We start from the raw sequence: 20115 nt of genomic DNA, 5'->3' as shown, positions 1-20115 counted from the left end.
TTAGCCAGGTGATTGTCTTACCAGAAAATAAAATGTTCTGGCATCACAACTTGTTCAAACAAACACGCTATTGGATTCTCAAACCACAAACACACACCCATCACCACACCACACAAAACGCATGTGTTCACTGGGGGTATCAGTTTCTGTTTGCACTTTTCGTCTTGCGACTCGCTGTGCCAGCGGATGTCTACTCTACATGGTTGTTCTGATCCGCGCAACTCGAAGTTCATCTTCGGTTTGCCCGTATCGTTCCCGATCAGAGCGACTGTTGCCGTTCCTTGCGGCCTGGCAACCTGGACAACAATACACACATCCGCGGCCACCTGCAAAACCGCTCTGGCCGTGCACACTTCCCCGCCAGGAAGAACCCCGAGATCTCGGGCGAAAGTCTGCGCCGCGCAGCGTCAAGAGAGACCTACGCCACGGGTTCGGCGAGTTCCGGAGAATCGTTGCGGACGTTTCCGACCGCTTTGCCGACCTTGTGCCGAGTGACGCTGGCGGGATCAACCCGATCGAGTGTCGCCGCCAACAGGTCCGGCACATCATTCGTCAGGACTCCAGGGTCGATCCAGTCACCGATCTGATCGCGCCCGAGGAACACGGGCATCCGGTGGTGGACATCGCTGAGGTGCCCCGCGGACTCCATCGTCAGGATCGTCGTGGAGACCAACCAGGTCTCATCCGGCTGCTTCCAGAACTCGAAGAGTCCCGCCATGAAGAGGGGATCCTCGCCGGCGGCGGTCATCATCCATGGCTGCTTGCCGTCTTCCGTGTTCTCCCATTCGTAATAGCCCGGAATCGGCAGAGCACAGCGACGACGTCGGATAGCCTGCCGGAACATCGGCTTCTCGAGCACTGTCTCGGAACGGGCATTGAATGCCTTGAAGCCGATCTTGGGATCTTTCGCCCACGCCGGCACCAGTCCCCAGGAAGCGGTTTCGAGACGGCGATGCAGCTGACCATCCTCGTCGAGTCGTTCGACTACGATCGGCACGAATGACCCCGGGGGCACATTGAAGCGCGGTGCGTAGTCATAGGAGACGACATCCAACCGCAGCTCATCAGCGAGATCAGCCGGATCGAGAGACATATTGAGTCGACCGCACATGCGCCCATCTTCTCACTTCACTACACTGTCGACAATGGCGGCAGAAGATAATACAAGTACGGGGTTGGACCCGATCGAAGAGTCCCGTCGACAATGGCTGGCCCACGGATGGGACGACTCAGCCGATGGAATGACGACAGTGATCTCAGTGATGAGGATCCACCAGCTGTTCCTGGCTCGAGTCGATGCCGCACTCAAGCCCTTCGCGCTGACGTTCTCGCGCTATGAAGTCCTCACTCTCCTATCCTTCACACGAGCCGGAACCCTGCCGATGTCGAAGATCTCCGCTCGACTGCAGGTGCATGCGACCTCGACGACGAACTCTGTCGACCGCCTCGAGAAAGCCGGCCTCGTCGCCAGACGCAGTCACCCCGACGATCGCCGAACGACGCTCGTCGACCTCACTGATGCCGGCCGCGAGCTCGCCGCTCAAGCGACGAAGGCACTCAACGCCGAGGTCTTCTCCTCCCCCGATTTCGCCGGGATCGACCTCGACTCCCTGCTCCCCCACCTCGAAACACTGCGCTCGGGACTCGAAGCCGGCGCCTGAGTCGACCGAAGCCAGCCGCCGAACGGACCATCGGCCATCGGGGCCGCCTCGGCGAGAAATTAGTTGGATGTCCAAGTAATATGGACGTATCGTGGTGTCGATCACCAAATACGCGTCCGATTCTTGGAGGAATCATGTCCCGCAGTACAGCCGCTGCCCTACCTTTCGGTCTCACTGACGAACAGCAGACCGTCGCCGGGATGGTGCGTGAGTTCGCCGATACCGAAGTCGCCCCACACGCCCTCGAATGGGACGCCGAACATTTCTTCCCCGTCGACGTCATCAGGAAGTCCGCCGAACTCGGAATGGGCGGCATCTACGTCAGCGAGGAGTCCGGCGGAACCGGAATGGGCCGGATGGATGCTGCGCTGATCTTCGAAGCCATGTCGACCGGATGCCCCTCCGTCGCCGCCTATATCTCCATCCACAACATGGTCGCGTGGATGATCGACAAGTTCGGCAACGACGAGCAGAAGACCACGTACCTCGAGAAGCTCGTCTCCATGGAGCATCTCGGCAGCTACTGCCTGACCGAGCCCAATGCCGGCTCCGATGCGGCCGCTCTGCGGACCTCCGCCCGCGAGGACGGCGACCACTATGTGCTCAACGGAGTCAAGCAGTTCATCTCCGGCGCCGGCACCTCGGATACCTACCTCGTCATGGCCCGCACCGGTCAGGACGGAGCACGTGGAATCTCCGCCTTCATCCTCGAGAAGGGCATGGAGGGCCTAAGCTTCGGCCCCAATGAGCAGAAGATGGGCTGGCGTGCCCAGCCGACCCGACAGGTGATCATGGAGAACGTGCGGGTTCCGAAGGAGAACATGCTCGGCGCACCCGGTCAAGGGTTCAAGATCGCGATGTCCGGGCTCGACGGCGGACGTCTCAATATCGGCGCCTGCTCGCTCGGCGGCGGTCAGGCCGCGCTCGAGAAGGCCATCGCCTATATGGGTGAGCGCCAGGCATTCGGCACCGAGCTCTCCGGGTTCCAGGCTCTGCGCTTCGAGGCCGCTCAGATGCAGGCCGACCTCGAGGGTGCTCGCGCCCTGCTGTGGCGGGCCGCAGGAGCCTACGACGCGGGCGATCCGAACACCTCTCTGCTCTCGGCCATGGCCAAGCTCAAGGCCACCGACACCGGTTTCGATGTCGCGAACCGGGCACTCCAGTTGCACGGCGGCTACGGCTATCTGACAGAGTATGGAATTGAGAAGCTGGTGCGTGACCTGCGAGTCCACCAGATTCTGGAAGGCACCAACGAAATCATGCGCGTGATCATCTCGCGCAAGAGCACAGGAGTGGGCTGATATGACAGAACCTTCGGCAGAGCAGGCGGACGCCTCCGTCATCACCTCGGTAACCAACGGGGTCGGCCGAATCGAACTCAACCGACCGAAGCTGATCAATGCGCTCAGCCAGGACATGGTCGCACGCATCGATGACGCCCTCAATGCTTGGCGCGACGACGATGCGGTCAAGCTCGTCCTCGTCACCGGCCGCGGGGAACGCGGTCTGTGTGCAGGCGGCGACATCAAGGCCGTGTACAACGACATCGTGGCCGGCAGCGACGAGAACGCGAGATTCTGGAACCGCGAATACAAGATGAATTTCGCGATCTCTGAGTTCCCCAAGCCCTACGTCGTCATCATGAACGGCATCACGATGGGCGGCGGAGTCGGCATCTCGGGACACGGATCGCACCGCATCGTCACCGATTCGACGAAGGTCGGAATGCCGGAGACCGGAATCGGTCTCTTCCCCGACGTCGGCGGCACCCATCTGCTGGCCAACGCCCCCGGAGAGCTCGGCACCCACCTTGCGCTGACCGGGCAGCCCGTCGGGGCCGGCGCTGCGATCGCACTGGGCCTCGCCGACTATTTCGTCCCCGACGCGCAGATCCCCGATCTCATCGCCGAACTCACCGCCGGTGAGGACCTCGACGCGGTCATCGGTCGATACTCGACCGACGTTCCGGAGAGCGAACTCGCCGAGGCGGCCGACTGGATCAACGCCTGCTACGACGGCGACGACGCCGAAGCCATCGTCGCGGCCCTCGCCGCACACGAGAACCCCGATGCCCAGGCCACCGCCGAGCTCATCGGCACGAAGGCCCCTACCTCGGTGAAGGTGACCCTGGCTGCGATCCGGAACGCCGCATCGATGAACCTGGCCGACGTCCTCGAACAGGACTACCGGGTCGCCGTCACTCTCACCGGCCTGCCCGACCTCAAAGAGGGTATCCGGGCGCAGGTCATCGACAAGGACCGCAACCCGCAGTGGAGTCCCGCCTCGCTGGCCGAGGTCACCGACGAACAGGTTCAGTCCATCCTCACCACCGACCACGAAGATAAGGTGTTCTCATGAGCGAATTCGAAACCATCCTCACCGACGTCGCCGACGGCGTCGCCACCATCACCATCAACCGACCGAAAGCGCTCAATGCGCTCAATCTGCAGGTGCTCACCGACATCACCGATGCCGCGACCGCCTTCGACGCCGATGATTCGGTCAAGGCGATCATCATCACCGGCAGCGAGAAGGCTTTCGCCGCCGGCGCCGACATCAAGGAGATGTCGAGCCTCGACTTCTCCACCGCGTACAAGGCCGACTGGTTCGCCGGCTGGACCCGGCTGACCGATGTCCGCAAGCCGGTCATCACCGCCGTCGGTGGCTACGCCCTGGGCGGCGGCTGCGAACTGGCGATGATGGGCGACATCCTCATCGCGTCGACGAAGGCGAAGTTCGGACAGCCCGAGATCAACCTCGGTGTGCTCCCGGGCATGGGCGGGTCGCAGCGACTGACCCGCGCCATCGGCAAGGCCAAGGCCATGGACATGTGCCTGACAGGCCGGATGATGGGCGCCGAGGAGGCCGAACGTTCCGGACTCGTCGCTCGCATCGTCGAACCCGAAGCGCTCCTGGACACGGCGAACGAGATCGCGCAGACGATCGCGTCGAAGTCCCGCATCGCCTCGGCGATGGTCAAGGAAGCGGTGAACACCGCATTCGAGACGACCCTGGAGCAGGGATTGCGCTACGAGCGCCGACTCTTCCATTCGGCCTTGGCCACGAATGATCAGTCCGAGGGCATGGCCGCCTTCGTCGAGAAGCGGGACCCGAACTTCACGGATTCCTGATCAAATTCCTTACGATTGCCAAAGGCGCAGACTCCTCCGAGAGTCTGCGCCTTCGTCGTCTGGCCAGCCGAAAGGCGGACCAGGAGACGAAAGAGAATGTGTTCCGTATCGCATTTAACAATCGTTCGGTTAGAGTGAGTGTATGCATTCATCTTCGCAAGGAGGCACCGTGACAAGCTTCACCGATCTGCGCTCCCAACTCCGTCTGCCCGTCGTCGGCTCCCCCATGTTCATCGCCTCGGGACCCGAATTGGTCAAGGCTCAGTGCCAGGCCGGAATCGTTGGGTCCTTCCCTTCTCTCAATGCCCGTCCGGCCTCGCAGCTGACCGACTGGCTTGATGAGATCTCCGAGTCGAACGCCGCCCACACTGCGGCGAATCCGCAGCAGCCGGCCGCTCCGTTCGCGGTCAACCTCATCGTCCACCGGTCGAACAATCGCCTCGAGGAGGACCTCGCCGAGGTGGTCCGCCACCAGGTGCCGATCGTCATCACCTCGCTCGGTGCCCGTGATGAGGTCAACGAAGCGGTCCACTCCTACGGCGGCGTCGTCCTTCACGACGTCATCAACAACCGCTTCGCCAACAAGGCCGTCGAGAAGGGCGCCGACGGCGTCATCGCCGTGGCCGCCGGTGCCGGCGGGCACGCCGGGGCGCAGTCGCCGTTCGCCCTGGTCCAGGAGATCCGCTCCTGGTTCGATGGCCCCCTGCTGCTGTCGGGCGCCATCGCCCACGGCCGTTCGATCCTTGCAGCTCTGGCCGCCGGTGCCGACTTCGCCTACATCGGCTCGGCCTTCCTCTCCACGCCCGAGGCGAATGTCATCGACGACTATCGGTCGATGATCGTCGAATCCGGCGCCGACGACGTCGTGTACTCGAACTACTTCACCGGTGTGAAGGGCAACTACCTGCGCGGATCCATCGTCGCCTCGGGCCTCGACCCGGACAACCTGCCCGACGCTGATCCCACGAAGATGGACTTCAGCTCGTCTTCGGGTTCGGATTCGAAGGCCTGGAAGGACATCTGGGGCTCGGGACAGGGCATCGGCGCGCTCGGCAAGCAGCGGACGACCGCCGGGCTCGTCGAGACCTTCGCTGCTCAGTTCGACGAGGCGAAGCAGCAGCTGCAGGCGCAGCTGGGCTGATCCGACCGAGCGCCTCAAAGACCACCCCAACCCCAATTGCTACCTGACGGCGGCCCAGCAACCTCGCGCGAGGTTGCTGGGCCGCCGTCAGGTAGCGGTGAGGTTCGGATCAGATCGTCGAGATGATTCCTCGTTCCGTCAGACGAGAGGCCAGACCAGCACCGTCAGGAGCGTAGATCCACGGCACGCCTTGGCCGCGACCGTGGCGCTTCGACCGTCCACCGGCCCACACGGCCTCACCGACGGTGAGCTGTCGGATTGCCACGGCGGCGACGTTCTTCGGATGATTCTCGACGAACTCCCCGTAGATCTCCTCGTCGTTCTGCCCGTCGTCACCGATGAGCAGCCACTTCATCCACGGGAACTCCCTGGCCAGACGTTCCAGCGAATTGCGTTTGTGCTCCTTGCCCGACCGGAACACCCGAGTCGTCGTCGGCCCCCAGTCGGTGAGTAACAGCGGACCCATCGGATAGAGGTTGCGGGACAGGAAGCGCTTGAGCGTCAGTGCAGAGTTCCATGCCCCCGTCGACAGGTAGACCATCGGAGTGTCCGGACGCATGAACGTGATCCGGTCATAGAGCACGGCCATTCCCGCCACCGGGGACCGCGCATGCTCACTGAGGACGAAGGTGTTCCACGCGGCGAGGAAGGGACGCGGCAGCGATGTGACCATGACCGTGTCGTCGATATCGGAGATGATTCCGAAGGTCGAGTCCTCACCGATGATGCGCACGGCTGCAGAGTCGACGAGCGAGCCGTCGGTCCACAGTTCGATCTCCGTCTCTCCCGGTTCGAAGTCTCCGGGGATCACGGTGTCGATGATGCCTCCGCGATCGGAGGTGACCATATGCTCTTCGTCGTTCACACGCACCCACGCGGTGTCATTGGGCAGAGGCACACTCACGAAGGACTTCCACCCGCGGATGCTCGCATGGACATCGGCGGCCGGCTGACCGTTCGGGGTGAGCACCAAGCGGCCGAGCACCCGCACCCAACCGGTCCCGCCGTAGGTGTCATAAGCGATGACGGTGCGATGGTAGGCATGGTCGGTGGCCCGATTCTGGATCCAGCCGTTGAACCGGTCCTCCACCCGCGCAGCGGTGTGGAGCATATCCGGTGTGAGGTTGAGCGGCCCCTCTTCGGGTTTCTTCTTCGCCACGATCAGATGAAGCCGATCTTGTCATAGACCTCGCGCAGCGTCGCCTCGGCGATGGCGCTGGCCTTCTCCGCCCCGCGATCGAGGATCGCCTGCAGCTGGGCCCGGTCCTCGAGGAGCTCCAGCGTCCGCTCCCGCACCGGTGTCAGGGACTCCACAGCCACCTCGGCGAGGTCGACCTTGAGGTGACCGTACATCTTCCCTTCGTACTCGGCGACGATGTCGTCGACCGGACGTGAGGTCAGGGAGGAATAGATCGTCAGCAGGTTCGACACTCCCGGCTTGTTCTCCGGGTCGAAGGCGATCTCGGTTCCATCGTCGGTCACGGCGGACTTGATCTTCTTCGTCAGGGCCTTCGCATCGTCGAGGATGTCGATGCGTCCCTGCGGGCTGGGCTGGGACTTCGACATCTTCGCGCCAGGGTTCTGCAGGTCATAGATCTTCGCGGTCGCCTTGAGGATCTGCGCCTCGGGGACGGTGAAGGTCTTGCCGAACCGATAGTTGAAGCGTTCGGCGAGGTTGCGGGTCAGTTCGAGGTGCTGACGCTGGTCCTCACCGACGGGAACGAGCTGCGGGTTGTACAGGAGGATGTCGGCGGCCATCAGCGCCGGATAGGTGAGCAGTCCCAGGGACACGTGTTCCTGCTTCGCGGACTTGTCCTTGAACTGGGTCATCCGGCTGGCCTCACCCATCGAGGTGGTGCATTCGAGGACCCAGGACAGCTGCGGATGTGCGGGCACCTGGGACTGGACGAAGATCGTCGATTTCTCCGGATCGAGACCGGCGGCGATGAACTGCGCGGCCGTGCGCAGGGTGCGTTCCCGCAGTTCGGCCGGGTCCTGCTCGACGGTGATCGCGTGCATATTCGCGATGAAGTAGAAGGCATCGTGCGACTCCTGGTGAGTCACGAACTGCTGCAGGGCTCCGATGTAGTTGCCGAGATGAAGGGAATCGGAGGTGGCTTGGATACCTGAGACAGTGCGCGGCTGTGAAGAGTTCGTCATAGTCCTATGATGCCATCTCCCCTGTCGGTTCTGTTCAGGCGTCCGGTCTGGTGCCGGGGATCACGCTCGGCCGCGGACCAGCGGTATAGTTCGTACCAGATCACATGATTCGCCGAGGTGTCTCCCAGTTCTCGAACATCTGTCGAGCAACGGCCAGCGAAGGTCTGATCATGCTGAGAACTCAACAATCCCGACGCGTCATCTCCTACTGATCTGATGCGTCGTCTCTCAAGGAGGAGGACTATGTCGGTCGAATACATCAAGACCGAGGGCGACCTTCCGCCGGTCGCCGTGGTCGAGAAGCCACGCTGGACTCCGGCGAAGATCGTGCTGTGGGTGGCCATCGCCCTCATCGCCGGCGCTGGTTGGTCGATGATCGCGTTCGTGCGCGGTGAAGAGCTGTCGGCCAGCTGGTTCGTCGCCGCAGCCGTCGGCAGCTACCTCATCGGCTTCCGCTTCTACGCGAAGCTCATCGAATGGAAGATCTGCCGCCCGAACCCCAAGCGAGCCACCCCGGCGGAACTCAACGACAACGGCCGGGATTTCGCGCCGACCGACCGCCGCGTCCTGTTCGGCCACCACTTCGCGGCGATCTCCGGTGCCGGCCCCCTCGTGGGACCGATCCTCGCGGCCCAGATGGGCTACCTGCCCGGAACCCTGTGGATCGTCTTCGGCGTCGTGCTCGCCGGCGGTGTCCAGGACTATATGGTGCTGTTCTTCTCCATGCGTCGCAACGGTCGCTCGCTGGGACAGATGACCCGAGACGAACTCGGTCGAACGGGCGGAATCATCGCCTCCATCGGCATCATCCTCATCATGGTCATCCTCATCGCGGTCCTCGGCGTCGTCATCATCAACGCCCTGGCCGAAAGCCCCTGGGGTGTCTTCTCCATCGCGATGACCATCCCGATCGCCGTGTTCATGGGCATCTACATGCGCTACCTGCGCCCCGGCAAGGTCGTCGAGACCTCGGTCATCGGCATCGTGCTGCTCGTGATCGCGATCATCGCCGGCGGCTGGGTCCACAACTCGCCGTTCTGGTCCGAGATCTTCCACCTCGACAAGGTGACTCTGGCCTGGTGCCTGATGATCTACGGATTCCTCGCCGCCGTGCTTCCGGTGTGGGTGCTGCTGGCACCGCGCGACTACCTGTCGACATTCATGAAGATCGGCACCATCGTGCTGCTGGCCGTGGGCATCCTCATCGTCAACCCGAACGTGCAGATGCCTGCGCTGACCGAGTTCGCGTTCAATTCGGCAGGTCCGGCGTTCGCCGGTGCCCTGTTCCCGTTCCTGTTCATCACCATTGCCTGTGGAGCGTTGTCGGGCTTCCACGCTCTCATCTCCTCAGGCACGACTCCGAAGCTCATCGAGAAGGAGACACAGGCTCGCCTCATCGGCTACGGCGGCATGCTCATGGAGTCCTTCGTCGCGATCATGGCGCTGGTCGCCGCGATCTGCCTCGACAAGGGCCTCTACTTCGCGATGAATGCCGCCGAACCGCTCACCGGCGGAACAGTGCAGGGCGCAGCGGACTTCATCAACAACTCCTTGGGCATGTCCGGGGTGGAGACGAGTCCGGAGATCCTCGATCAGGCGGCCGAGGACGTCGGCGAGGAGAGCATCGTCTCTCGCACCGGCGGCGCCCCGACGCTGGCGATGGGAATGGCGCACATCCTCCACAATGTCTTCGGCGGACCGGCCTGGATGTCTTTCTGGTACCACTTCGCCGTGATGTTCGAGGCCCTGTTCATCCTCACCACGATCGATGCGGGCACCCGCGTGGCCCGGTTCATGCTCTCGGATGTATTCGGCAACTTCTCGAAGAAGTTCCGAGACCCCTCGTGGACTCCGGGTGCGTGGCTGACGACGGCGATCATGGTCGCCGCCTGGGGATCGATCCTGCTTATGGGAGTCACCGACCCCCTCGGCGGAATCAATACCCTGTTCCCGCTCTTCGGCATCTCGAACCAGCTGTTGGCCGCGATTGCCCTGGCCGTCGTCTGCGCCATCGTGTGCAAGATGGGTCTGGCCAGGTGGGCGTGGATCCCCGGCATCCCGCTGGTCTGGGATCTGGTGGTCACGATGGTCGCCTCGTGGCAGAAGATCTTCTCCTCCGACCCGAAGCTCGGCTACTGGGCTCAGCACTTCGCCTACAAGGACGCGCTGGCGGCCGGAGAGACCTCGATGGGCAATACCGAGGGGGTCGCGGCGATGAGCGCAGTCGTGCGCAACACCTTCGTCCAGGGCACCCTGTCGATCGTCTTCGCTCTTCTTGTCGCGATGGTCGTCGTCATGGCAGTCTGGAAGTCCATCGAGGCCATCAAGAAGGGGTCCCTGCCGACGACGGAGGAACCCTTCGTCGAGACTAAGATGTTCGCACCGGCCGGTCTCATTGCTCGCAAGCCCGAGCGTGAGCTGCAGGCGCAGTGGGACGAGCATGCAGCAGGAAGGCAGAAGGAATGAGCACCGCACATCCGCTCAGCCGCATCGCCAGCGATCCGTGGGGATCCTTGCGCCGAGGCGGGGCCTGGCTCCACTGGTACCTCAAGGAGATCATGGGCGAGAACGCCTATATCCACTACCTCGAATCGTACGAGCGCCGTCACGGCACCCGTGAGGGTGCGATGGAGGAGAAGGCCTTCTGGAGAGATCTCACCGATGAGCAGGACCGCAACCCCAAGGCCCGCTGCTGTTGAGATTCTGAAGCTGCCTGCGTCTCAGAACGCAGAGTGGACAGACGAAGAGCCCGGGGCTCAGGACATCTCGTCCTGAGCCCCGGGCTCTTCGTCTGTCGTTCGAACTGCGGTCAGGCCTGGACGGACGGGAGGTCGTAGTCGATGACCAGCGGAGCGTGGTCCGACCAGCGCTCGGCCCAGCTGTCGGCTTTGTCCACGGTGGCCTTGACTGCGGTTTCGGCCAGGGCCGGAGTGGCCATCTGATAGTCGATGCGCCATCCTGTGTCATTGTCGAAGGCCTGACCGCGCATCGACCACCAGGTATAAGGTCCGTCGATGTCGCCGCTGAGTTCGCGATGGACGTCGACATAGCCGATCTCCCCGAAGAACTTGTCGAAGTAGGCTCGTTCCTCCGGGAGGAATCCGGACTTCTTCCGGTTGGCCTTCCAATTCTTCAGGTCGCGTTCGGTGTGGCAGACGTTGAGGTCGCCGGTGACGAGGACATGGTCGGCAGTCTTCGCCAGCTGCGGCATCCGTTCGATCATGCGGTCGAGGAACCGGTACTTGTCGTCCTGTTTGGGGGTGTCGGCCTCGCCGGAATGGACGTACGCGGACACAAGGGTCAGAAACGTTCCGTCGCCGAGGCGGAAGTCTGTCTCCACCCAGCGTCCGGCCCGGTCGAAGTAGCCGTCGTCGCCGAGTCCTTCGCGCACTGCCTCGGGTTCGGTGCGGGCCATCACGGCGACGCCGGCGCGGCCCTTCGCCTCGGCATCATGGCTGATCGTGGTGTATCCGGTGTCGGCGAGGACACCGTGCGCGACATCGTTTGCGGCTCGCACTTCTTGGAGGGTGATGAAGTCCGGTTTCGCTGCATCGACCCAGGTGGGCATCCCCTTTCGCCATGCTGCGCGGACTCCGTTGACGTTGACTGAAGCAATCCGAATCATGTGCTCTATGATGACATGGAGCGCACTATTCTTCCGGGACGGGGCGTTATAGAGTGACGGTAAGTACGAACACATCAGGAGGCGCAATGGCCGTTGACGAAACTTTCGACACCGAGCAGCTGAGCATCAGTCCGCTCGATGAGGTCGACGCCCGCGAGATGCGCGAATTCCTGCTTGACGCTCAGGCCAACTTCTGGGGAGACCGCGATCTCAGCGGTGACCATGATGCCTACTGGTTCCGTCAGTTCGTCACCTCTGGACTCGTCGCCCGCTACCGTTCGGAGATCGTCGGATACCTGCTCGGCGTCATTCCCCATGATGGTCCTGCCTACATCCACCTGGTGGCAGCGCGGTCGGATTTCCGTCACCAGGGAATCGGCCGTCATCTCTACCAGCACTTCATCGACCATTCTCGTCAGCTCGGTGCCTCCTCGGTGCAGGCGACGACGATGCCGGAGTCCTCGGGTGCGATCTCGTTCCACTCTTCCATGGGCTTCAGCGGAGAGCTCATCGAGGACTATGCCGGCCCGGGCAACCCGCGCGTCTTCTTCGAACTCAAGTTCCCAGAGGACTGAGCACCCGGCACCGCCCACCTCCCAGAACTACCTGACGGCGGCCTAGCAACCTCGCGCGAGGTTGCTAGGCCGCCGTCAGGTAGTAATAGGGGTTAGTCGGCTGTGCGCTGGGCGGTGTCGACGACGTTCTTGAGCAGCAGGGCCCGAGTCATCGGTCCGACGCCTCCCGGGTTCGGTGAGACCCAGGACGCCACCTCGGCGACCGCCGGATCCACGTCTCCGACGATCTTCGACTTCCCCGTCTCCGGGTCCGTCTCACGCGAGACTCCCACGTCGAGGACGATCGCTCCGGGCTTGACGGCCTCCGCGTTCACGATGCGAGCCGCACCGGCGGCCGCGACGATGACATCGGCCTGAGCCAGCAGCTCGTCGAGGTTGCGTGTGCCGGTGTGGGTCAGGGTCACGGTCGCATTGTGCTCACGCCGAGTCAGCAGCGCACCGATGGACCGGCCCACGGTGACCCCGCGACCGATGACCACGACATGCTTGCCAGCCAGATCGATGCCATTGCGGGTCATCAGCTCGATGACACCGCGCGGAGTGCACGGCAGCGGAGTCGTAATCTCCGAGTTCACGTTGAGCACGAGCCGGCCGAGATTCGTCGGATGCAGGCCGTCGGCGTCTTTGGCCGGATCGATGGCTTCGAGGATCGTGTCCGTGTCGATGTGGTCCGGCAGCGGAAGCTGCACGATGTAGCCGGTGCAGGCGTCATCGTTGTTGAGCTCGTCGATGACCGCCAGCAGCTCTTCCTGGCTCACCGATTCGGGCAGGTCACGGCGGATCGAGCTGATCCCGACCTCGGCGCAGTCACGGTGCTTGCCCGCGACGTACCATTTCGAACCTGGGTCCTCCCCCACCAGCACTGTGCCGAGGCCCGGGACGATTCCTGACTCTGCCAGGGTCGCCACCGCCTCGGTGAGTTCGGCCTTGATCTGCTTCGCGCAGGCTCTGCCGTCGAGGACCTGTGCACTCATCAGTACTGCTCCAGTCCTTCGTAGAGGGGGAAGTCGTCGCTGAGTTTCTTCACGCGTGCAGCGAGTGCCTCGACATCGGCGCCAGGCTTGAGCGCCTCGGCGATGACGTCGGCGACCTCGGTGAATTCCTTGTCGCCGAATCCGCGGGTGGCCAGTGCCGGGGTGCCGATGCGCAGCCCCGAGGTGACCATCGGCGGACGCGGGTCGAAGGGCACGGCATTGCGGTTGACGGTGATGCCGACCGAGTGCAGAAGATCCTCGGCCTGCTGTCCGTCGAGGGCGGAGTTGCGCAGGTCGACGAGCACGAGGTGGACATCGGTGCCGCCGGTGAGAACTGTGGCTCCCGCGTCGGCGACGTCGGAGGCCAGCAGGCGCTCGGCCAGGATCTGCGCACCGCGCACGGTGCGTTCCTGACGTTCCTTGAACTCGGCGGCGGCCGCGAGTTTGAAGGCCACGGCTTTCGCTGCGATGACATGCATGAGCGGTCCGCCCTGCTGTCCTGGGAACACGGCGGAGTTGAGCTTCTTCGCGTACTCCTCCTTGCCGAGGATGAAACCGGAACGGGGCCCGCCGATGGTCTTGTGCACCGTCGAGGACACGACATCGGCGAACGGCACCGGGTTCGGGTGCAGACCGGCGGCGACGAGTCCAGCGAAGTGGGCCATATCGACCCACAGCTTCGCACCGACTTCGTCGGCGATATCGCGGAAGGCCTGGAAGTCCAGCTGACGGGGGTAGGCCGACCACCCGGCGACGATGACCTCGGGGCGGTGTTCGAGAGCCTTCTCGCGCACCTTGTCCATATCGATGCGGTAGGTATCGGGGTCGACCTCGTAGGAGGCGACATCGTAGAGGCGCCCGGAGAAGTTGATCTTCATACCGTGGGTGAGGTGACCGCCGTGGGCCAGGGACAGCCCGAGCATCTTGTCACCCTGACGGGCCAGAGCGTGCATGACAGCGGCGTTGGCCGAGGCACCGGAATGGGGCTGGACGTTCGCGTAGTCGGCGCCGAAGAGGCTCTTGGCGCGGTCGATGGCGAGGCTCTCCGCGACGTCGACGTATTCGCAGCCGCCGTAATAGCGTTTGCCGGGATACCCCTCGGCGTACTTGTTCGTCAGCACCGACCCCTGTGCTTCCAGCACGGCGCGCGGGACGAAATTCTCCGAGGCGATCATCTCGAGCGTCGACCGCTGGCGGCCCAGCTCGAGGTCGAGGACTTCGGCAATCTGCGGGTCGATGTCGGCAAGCGAAGCCTGCATCGAGTTTTCGGTCATGAGTACTCTCCTGTGGCATCCGATGATGGGAGCGAGGCAGCGCGCAAACCGCGGCCGTCACCCGGCACCATGCTAACAGCGACGCCGCCTGCTTCCGGGGCCGCGACCGCCATCCGGATGCCGACTCGGAGTGGGCGTTGAGCGCAGCCACCGATTAGGATCGAGTCCATGAACTGCGAATGGATCCTGAGAGTCACCTGCCCCGATTCGACCGGCATCGTCCATGCCGTGACCGGGGTGCTCGCCGGCTTGGGCGGCAACATCACCGAATCCCAGCAGTTCTCATCCCCCGATTCCCGTCAGTTCTTCCTGCGCCTGCAGTTCTCGACGCCTGCAGAGACCTCGGCCCAGACCGTGGAAGAGGCCCTCGCCGAGGTGGCTCCCCGGTTCGCGATGACCGTGAGCCTGCAGCCGGTGGAGAAGAGGACTCGCACCCTGATCATGGTGTCCAAGGCCGCACACTGCCTCAACACCCTCCTGTTCCGGCATTCCGCCGGTCAGCTGCCCATCGACATCGTCGGCGTCGCCGGCAACCATGTCGACCTGCGCCCGCTCGCCGAATTCCACGGCCACGATTTCCACCATATTCCGATCACCCGGGAGACGAAGGCCGATGCCGAGGCGAGGCTCTCGGCTCTCGTCGATGACCTCGATGTCGAACTCATCGTCTTGGCCCGATACATGCAGATCCTCTCCCCCGACCTCTGCGCCCGCCTCGAGGGCCGGGTCATCAACATCCACCATTCGTTCCTGCCGAGCTTCAAGGGCGCGAAGCCCTACCATCAGGCGCATGCCCGCGGCGTGAAGATCATCGGCGCGACCGCGCACTACGTCACCAGCGACCTCGACGAGGGGCCGATCATCGAACAGGCTGTGGCCCGCGTCGATCACAACCAGGCCATCGCCGACTTCGTCCGGCACGGTCAGGACGTAGAAGCGTCCGTGCTCGCCCGGGCCGTTGCCTGGCATGCCGAGGGCCGGGTGCTCATGGACGGCCACCGCACCGTCGTCTTCGACTGAGCCTGCCCCTCGCCGAGGCGGCGCGCCCCCGTCCGGGCTCGCCTCGGCGAATGGATCGACCGTTCCGATCCACGACGCCGAGGTGATCCGTCGTTCGGTGGGTCGCCTCGGTGAGAGTCGGCATTCGGGACTCTGTCTGATGCGGTTCTGACACATCTTCGGATTTTCCGTATCCCCGCCCCTGTTGCTGGGTTAGCCTCGGAGCATGAGAGAGACCCACCTCACACCGGAAGCCGAACTCCGTCGTCTGCCCATCCCCCGCGGTCCGGTGAATCTGGCCCGACAGGCTGTGCTGCGCCTGGCGAACGTCGGACGCACCGCCGCCTACGGCGCCTACCGTGCCCACCCCGCGATCTGGCGGTTCACTGCCCGCCATTACAACCCGCGGCTCGAACCCTTCGCGAAACTCAATGCGTGGATGATCTGTCAGCAGGCCTCCCTCGATGTGCCCGCATACCAGGACTACCTGGCGCGTTCCGGATTCGAATTCCGGTGGTGGGACCTCGAGGCCTACACACCGACGTCGAAGGACGAGTTCGTTCGCCGCTACAGCGAAGAGCATCGCTGCTGGGGCGGGAGGATCGACCGCATCGGCACCGTCGTCGATGAGTCCTCGGGTTCCTCGGGCACCCCGTTCAACTGGATGCGGTCGAAGAAGGAGCTCGACACGGTCCATAAGAACGTCGCCGGCTACGTCACGATGCTCTTCGACCACAAAGACCTGTTCTGCATCAACGCTTTTTCGATGGGGGCCTGGGCGACGGGGACGAATACGGGACTGGCCATGGCCAAGGTGGCGATGGTGAAGAACACCGGCCCGGATCTCGAGAAGATCCTCGACACGATGCAGCACTTCGGACCGAACCACACCTACCTCATCAGCGCCTATCCCCCATTCCTCAAACATCTCATCGACCGGATGGACTCCGAACCCGAGAGATGGGCCGACTTCCGGCTCAACGGGTTCGTCGGCGGAGAGGCGATGACGGAAGGTCTGCGCGACTACCTCGGGGGGCGCTTCGACCGGGTGTACTCCGGGTACGGCGCCAGCGACCTGACGATCGGGATGGCAGGCGAGTCCGATCTCTCGGTCGTCATCCGTCGGGCGCTGGCTCATGATCTCGACTTCCGCGCCGATGTGCTCGGCCCCGACGAGTCACGGGTGCCGATGGTCTTCCAGTACAACCCCTTGGAGACCTATTTGGAAACCACCGACGACGGGGAGCTGGTCGCCACGATCAACTCGGCAGCGGTGATGAGTCCGCGGCTGCGCTACAACATCGGCGACGAGGCCACGCTCATCGATTTCCCGAGCATGGTCGAACTCACCCGGCGCCATCCGGAACTGGCGCGAGCATGTTCTGCGGCGTTCGCCGGCAATGGGATGAAGCTGCCGTTCGTGCTGCTGTTCGGGCGCGCGGATTCGACGATCTCGTATATGGGAGCCAACATCTATCCCCTCGATATCGAGAACGGGCTCTACCGCGACAATCCCCGGGCCCACCTCATCGAGTCCTTCCGCATCGAGCTGCGTGAGATCGCCGGTCATGAGCAGCGCCCGGCTCTGCACATCCAGCTGCGGGAAGAGGCCCCGTCCCTGGACCCTGAGGAGCGGCAGGATCTGGCAGAGACGATCCAGGCCGGCGTGCTCGACCACCTGGCGTCGGTGTCGAGGGACTTCGCGCAGAGCGTGGAGGAGGATCCGACCACCGCGGAGATCCACGTCGAGATCCACGATCATGCCATCGGTCCGTTCGAAGCGGCGAACACGAAGATCAAGAACGTCTACGTTCAGAGAACACAGGAGGGCGACGATGCGATCGAATGATTTCTCCCAGGCTCCCCCGCAGGCCCGCGCCGAGGCGTTCTTCCTCGGCGCGAACCGCTACCGCAATCCGCTGGCGATGGTGGGCCAGCTGCGCAGGTGGCCGCGGGTGGCCAAGGGGCTGAAAGCCTCGGCCGGATATCTGTGGCACCGCAGCTATTACGAGTTCCCCGACAGGATCGGGCTGATGGTCGCGTTCGCCACCCATGACGACCTTCTGGCCTATGCTCGCACCCCCGAACATCGGGAGATCATGAAGTGGCTGGTCGGCAGCGGCAAGGGTTCCCCCGCCCGAGGCGGCTTCATCCGAATCCTCACCGCTGACGAGTGGGGATACACCAACGGCGAGTTCCGAGCCGAGGACGGCCACCTGGGCATGATCGACGAATTCACGAAACTCAGCACCGAATGAGACCGCGACGGGTGACCTCCCGGGCCGATCTCGCCGAGTTCATCGAGCTGGCCCCACGACTGGCGCGGACGCGGAGTGAGCAGGACCATTATGTGCCTCTCTTCGCCGCCGATATCCGCGACTGGTTCGCAGGGCGAGGGTGGTTCGACGAACCAGTCGAGCTGTGGCTCATCGACATCGAGCCGGGGAAGGCGGTGGCCCGAGTCATGTGCCACCGGTCGGCCGCCTTGGCGGCCGAACTGGGCTCCGCCGACGATTCCGTGCCGCCTCTGTTCTTCGGAGCCGTTGAAGCCGCCGACGAGGAGGCGCTGGGCGCAGTGATTGCGTTTCTGCTCGAGCGAGCCGGACAGGTGGGAGCATCACGGATCTTCGGCCCGGTCTCTCCCCTGCCGAACGTCACCGGCGGACTGCTCACCGACGGTGTCGACCATCCCGGCTTCTTCGACACGGTATGGAATCCCGATTTCTACTGGTCAAGGTTTGCCGCGGCCGGGTTCGATGCCTGGGGGCCCGCACATACGTGGGAGGTGCCCGTCGGATCCATTCCTGCGGCCAGAGCGACCGCGGTCGCCCCTGCCGAATGGCATCGCCTCGGGCTGCGCCGCCGCCGTGTCTCTCGTCTGGGTCTGCGCGGTTTCGCCGACCGGCTGCTGCCGACTCTCAATGCGGCGTTCTCCGCTCTGCCCTATTACACCGACATCGCCCCCGAGCAGCTGCGCTCACAGATGCAGGGCCTGCCCGCCCTGATGGATCCGGATCTCATCGTCGATATCACCGGGGCGAACGATCCCGCCGACGCCCCGCCTCGCTGCTTCGCTCTCGTCATCCCCGACCCGGTGCCGATCCTGCGCCGCCAGGGCGGCCGCCTCGGTGTGCGAACCGTCCTCGACCTGCTCCGGCACCGGCAGACGATCAAGGACGCGGTGCTCATCATCCAGGGCACCGACCCCTGCCACCAGAGTTCGGGCCTGCTCAGCCTCGCGATCCGCGAACTCAACTCCGCACTGGTCGCCAAGGGATATCGACGACTGCGGGTCACGTTCATCGCCGAGGACAATCCCGCCTCGGCGGCGGTCTTCGCCCGCTCCGGCGGCAGGCAGCTGCACCGGCTCGTGTTCGTCGACCGAACTCTGCTTTCATCCCCGCCCGAGGAGCGCCCTTGACACTGACCACCGCCCTCGTCGAATCTCTCTTCACCGTCGCCGCTTCCGCCCCATCCGCCCACAACACTCAACCGTGGGTGCCCGAAATCACGGACTGCACGCCGGAGGCCGCCGAGGTGCGCGTCGACGTGGACCCTGCCCGTCTGCTGCCGCACGGGGACCCGCGCAGTGAGGATCTCCACCTGAGCATGGGCTGCTGGGTTGAGTCGCTGGCGATCGCCGCCGCCGAGGCGGGGGTGCGCACCGAATCGGTCACCGTCCGAGGGCGCGGCCCCACCGTCAACATCCGAGTGCGCCTCGCCACCGCGGAATCCACGGCGAACCCAACCGATACGGACACGATGCCGTCGGAAGGCGTTGCGTGGCCCAGGTTCGGTGAGGCCGACCTCCACCACCGTCAGGTCGACCGCGGGCCCTTGGACCGGGCAGAAACCCGTTTCGCCGAGGCGGCCGAAACCTGCCGAAGTGCCATGGCCGGCACAGCGGTCGACCTGGTGGAGATCCCGGACCGCGCCTGGCGCGGATGGCTGCGTCGCGCCTCGCTGCATTCTTTCGGCGACCGATCCGTGTTCGCCGAGACACTGAGCTGGCTGCGCTTCGATCCCGACGACCCGCGCTACCACCGGGATGGACTCACCGCTGCGTGTCTGCGCATCCCCGCCGCGAGTGCTCGAGCCGCGGCATTCCTCGATCGCCCCTGTCTGCATTCCTGGATCGCCGGTCTGGCATCGGCCGGACTCGCACCAGCGGCAGTGGCCGACTCCGCAATGAGGTCGTTCGCGAAGTCAGATCGTGGGACACGGATCGCGGAGTTTCCGCGTTCACTGCGAGCACGCCTCCGCTCGACTGCCGCGACGAAACCCGCTGCGACACATCGCGAACGACGACATCCCCACCATCTGATCCTGACCGTCCCCGATCGACCGGAGCTGTCGACCGCAGACGAAGTGGAGATCGGACGGATCCTCCTGCGGATCTGGCTGACGCTCGACCGGCACGGCCTGCGCGTCGACGTCCATTCCGAACTCAAGGACAGCCCGACCGTGCGAAGTGAGCTCGCGGCCCTCATCAGCAGTCGTCCGATCGCGGCTTTCTCGGTGGGTGCCTCCACGACACCGGTCCCCCGAGCACCCAGAGTGTCATCTGCCTAGACC

Annotated in this window: 20 protein-coding genes; 14 read left to right on the top strand and 6 right to left on the bottom strand. The window is 64.0% G+C overall.

Annotated elements, in window-relative coordinates; all coding sequences use genetic code 11:
• Positions 1-212, top strand: a 212-nt coding sequence (locus tag HK353_RS16845) for a hypothetical protein (RefSeq protein ID WP_217278445.1), incomplete at its 5' end; no start/stop codon positions are given.
• Between the two features lie 206 nt (positions 213-418).
• Here the strand turns inward: HK353_RS16845 and HK353_RS12330 are convergent.
• Positions 419-1093, bottom strand: a complete 675-nt coding sequence (locus tag HK353_RS12330; RefSeq protein ID WP_245395973.1) for an SOS response-associated peptidase — start codon at positions 1091-1093, stop codon at positions 419-421.
• Positions 1094-1145: 52 nt separating this feature from the next.
• Here HK353_RS12330 and HK353_RS12325 point away from each other — a divergent pair, with 52 nt between their 5' ends.
• From HK353_RS12325 to HK353_RS12305, 5 genes are all read left to right on the top strand, one after another.
• Positions 1146-1661 carry a MarR family winged helix-turn-helix transcriptional regulator gene (locus HK353_RS12325; protein ID WP_173156486.1) on the top strand — a complete coding sequence of 172 codons (516 nt, stop codon included), beginning with the start codon at positions 1146-1148 and terminating at the stop codon, positions 1659-1661.
• Between the two features lie 134 nt (positions 1662-1795).
• Positions 1796-2962, top strand: coding sequence for an acyl-CoA dehydrogenase family protein (locus tag HK353_RS12320; protein ID WP_173156484.1), 1167 nt, complete (start codon positions 1796-1798; stop codon positions 2960-2962).
• A 1-nt stretch (position 2963) separates the two neighbouring features.
• A complete protein-coding gene (locus HK353_RS12315; protein WP_173156482.1) occupies positions 2964-4019 on the top strand; it encodes an enoyl-CoA hydratase/isomerase family protein in 1056 nt (351 codons plus the stop codon).
• Positions 4016-4792 carry an enoyl-CoA hydratase gene (locus HK353_RS12310; RefSeq protein WP_173156480.1) on the top strand — a complete coding sequence of 259 codons (777 nt, stop codon included), beginning with the start codon at positions 4016-4018 and terminating at the stop codon, positions 4790-4792. The genes HK353_RS12315 and HK353_RS12310 overlap by 4 nt, the downstream gene beginning before the upstream one ends.
• A gap of 169 nt (positions 4793-4961) precedes the next feature.
• Entirely contained in the window at positions 4962-5933 is a 972-nt protein-coding gene (locus HK353_RS12305; RefSeq protein ID WP_342589912.1) for an NAD(P)H-dependent flavin oxidoreductase, read from the top strand.
• Positions 5934-6042: 109 nt separating this feature from the next.
• On the opposite strand, the gene HK353_RS12300 is transcribed toward HK353_RS12305, so the two are convergent.
• Positions 6043-7092 (bottom strand): App1 family protein phosphatidate phosphatase, encoded by a 1050-nt coding sequence (locus tag HK353_RS12300; protein ID WP_139468533.1) that lies wholly within the window; start codon positions 7090-7092, stop codon positions 6043-6045.
• A gap of 2 nt (positions 7093-7094) precedes the next feature.
• Positions 7095-8093 (bottom strand): tryptophan--tRNA ligase, encoded by a 999-nt coding sequence (trpS, locus tag HK353_RS12295; protein WP_173156476.1) that lies wholly within the window; start codon positions 8091-8093, stop codon positions 7095-7097.
• Positions 8094-8336: 243 nt separating this feature from the next.
• On the opposite strand from trpS, the gene HK353_RS12290 reads away from it, so the two are divergent.
• Together HK353_RS12290 and HK353_RS12285 are read left to right on the top strand one after the other, a co-directional pair.
• Positions 8337-10559: a carbon starvation CstA family protein gene (locus HK353_RS12290; RefSeq protein WP_173156474.1), complete on the top strand. Its 2223-nt coding sequence runs from the start codon at positions 8337-8339 to the stop codon at positions 10557-10559.
• Positions 10556-10792 (top strand): CstA-like transporter-associated (seleno)protein, encoded by a 237-nt coding sequence (locus tag HK353_RS12285; protein ID WP_172173575.1) that lies wholly within the window; start codon positions 10556-10558, stop codon positions 10790-10792. The genes HK353_RS12290 and HK353_RS12285 overlap by 4 nt, the downstream gene beginning before the upstream one ends.
• 110 nt (positions 10793-10902) lie before the next feature.
• Here HK353_RS12285 and HK353_RS12280 read toward each other — a convergent pair whose 3' ends face one another.
• Positions 10903-11718 carry an exodeoxyribonuclease III gene (locus HK353_RS12280; protein ID WP_173156472.1) on the bottom strand — a complete coding sequence of 272 codons (816 nt, stop codon included), beginning with the start codon at positions 11716-11718 and terminating at the stop codon, positions 10903-10905.
• An 86-nt stretch (positions 11719-11804) separates the two neighbouring features.
• On the opposite strand from HK353_RS12280, the gene HK353_RS12275 reads away from it, so the two are divergent.
• Positions 11805-12293: a GNAT family N-acetyltransferase gene (locus tag HK353_RS12275; protein ID WP_173156470.1), complete on the top strand. Its 489-nt coding sequence runs from the start codon at positions 11805-11807 to the stop codon at positions 12291-12293.
• A 92-nt stretch (positions 12294-12385) separates the two neighbouring features.
• Here the strand turns inward: HK353_RS12275 and HK353_RS12270 are convergent, their stop codons facing one another.
• Both HK353_RS12270 and glyA read right to left on the bottom strand, forming a co-directional pair.
• Positions 12386-13267, bottom strand: coding sequence for a bifunctional methylenetetrahydrofolate dehydrogenase/methenyltetrahydrofolate cyclohydrolase (locus HK353_RS12270; RefSeq protein ID WP_173156468.1), 882 nt, complete (start codon positions 13265-13267; stop codon positions 12386-12388).
• On the bottom strand, positions 13267-14541 hold the full coding sequence (gene glyA, locus HK353_RS12265; protein ID WP_217278444.1) for a serine hydroxymethyltransferase: 1275 nt from the start codon (positions 14539-14541) through the stop codon (positions 13267-13269). Before glyA ends, HK353_RS12270 begins: the two co-directional genes overlap by 1 nt.
• A gap of 168 nt (positions 14542-14709) precedes the next feature.
• Between glyA and purU the strand changes: the two genes are divergently transcribed.
• From purU to HK353_RS12240, 5 genes are all read left to right on the top strand, one after another.
• Complete coding sequence (purU, locus tag HK353_RS12260; protein WP_173156466.1) at positions 14710-15561, top strand: formyltetrahydrofolate deformylase; 852 nt, start codon at positions 14710-14712, stop codon at positions 15559-15561.
• Positions 15562-15766: 205 nt separating this feature from the next.
• Entirely contained in the window at positions 15767-17389 is a 1623-nt protein-coding gene (locus HK353_RS12255; protein ID WP_173156464.1) for a phenylacetate--CoA ligase family protein, read from the top strand.
• Entirely contained in the window at positions 17376-17798 is a 423-nt protein-coding gene (locus HK353_RS12250; protein ID WP_173156462.1) for a hypothetical protein, read from the top strand. Before HK353_RS12255 ends, HK353_RS12250 begins: the two co-directional genes overlap by 14 nt.
• Complete coding sequence (locus HK353_RS12245; RefSeq protein ID WP_173156460.1) at positions 17795-18961, top strand: hypothetical protein; 1167 nt, start codon at positions 17795-17797, stop codon at positions 18959-18961. Before HK353_RS12250 ends, HK353_RS12245 begins: the two co-directional genes overlap by 4 nt.
• Positions 18958-20112: a hypothetical protein gene (locus HK353_RS12240; RefSeq protein WP_173156458.1), complete on the top strand. Its 1155-nt coding sequence runs from the start codon at positions 18958-18960 to the stop codon at positions 20110-20112. The genes HK353_RS12245 and HK353_RS12240 overlap by 4 nt, the downstream gene beginning before the upstream one ends.
• The last annotated feature ends 3 nt before the right edge of the window (positions 20113-20115 follow it).

It is taken from the genome of Brevibacterium permense (assembly GCF_013280495.1).
In the GTDB taxonomy this organism is placed as follows: domain Bacteria; phylum Actinomycetota; class Actinomycetes; order Actinomycetales; family Brevibacteriaceae; genus Brevibacterium; species Brevibacterium permense.
The sequence above is the reverse complement of the archived record's forward strand: the minus strand, read 5'-3'. Positions and strand labels throughout refer to the sequence as shown.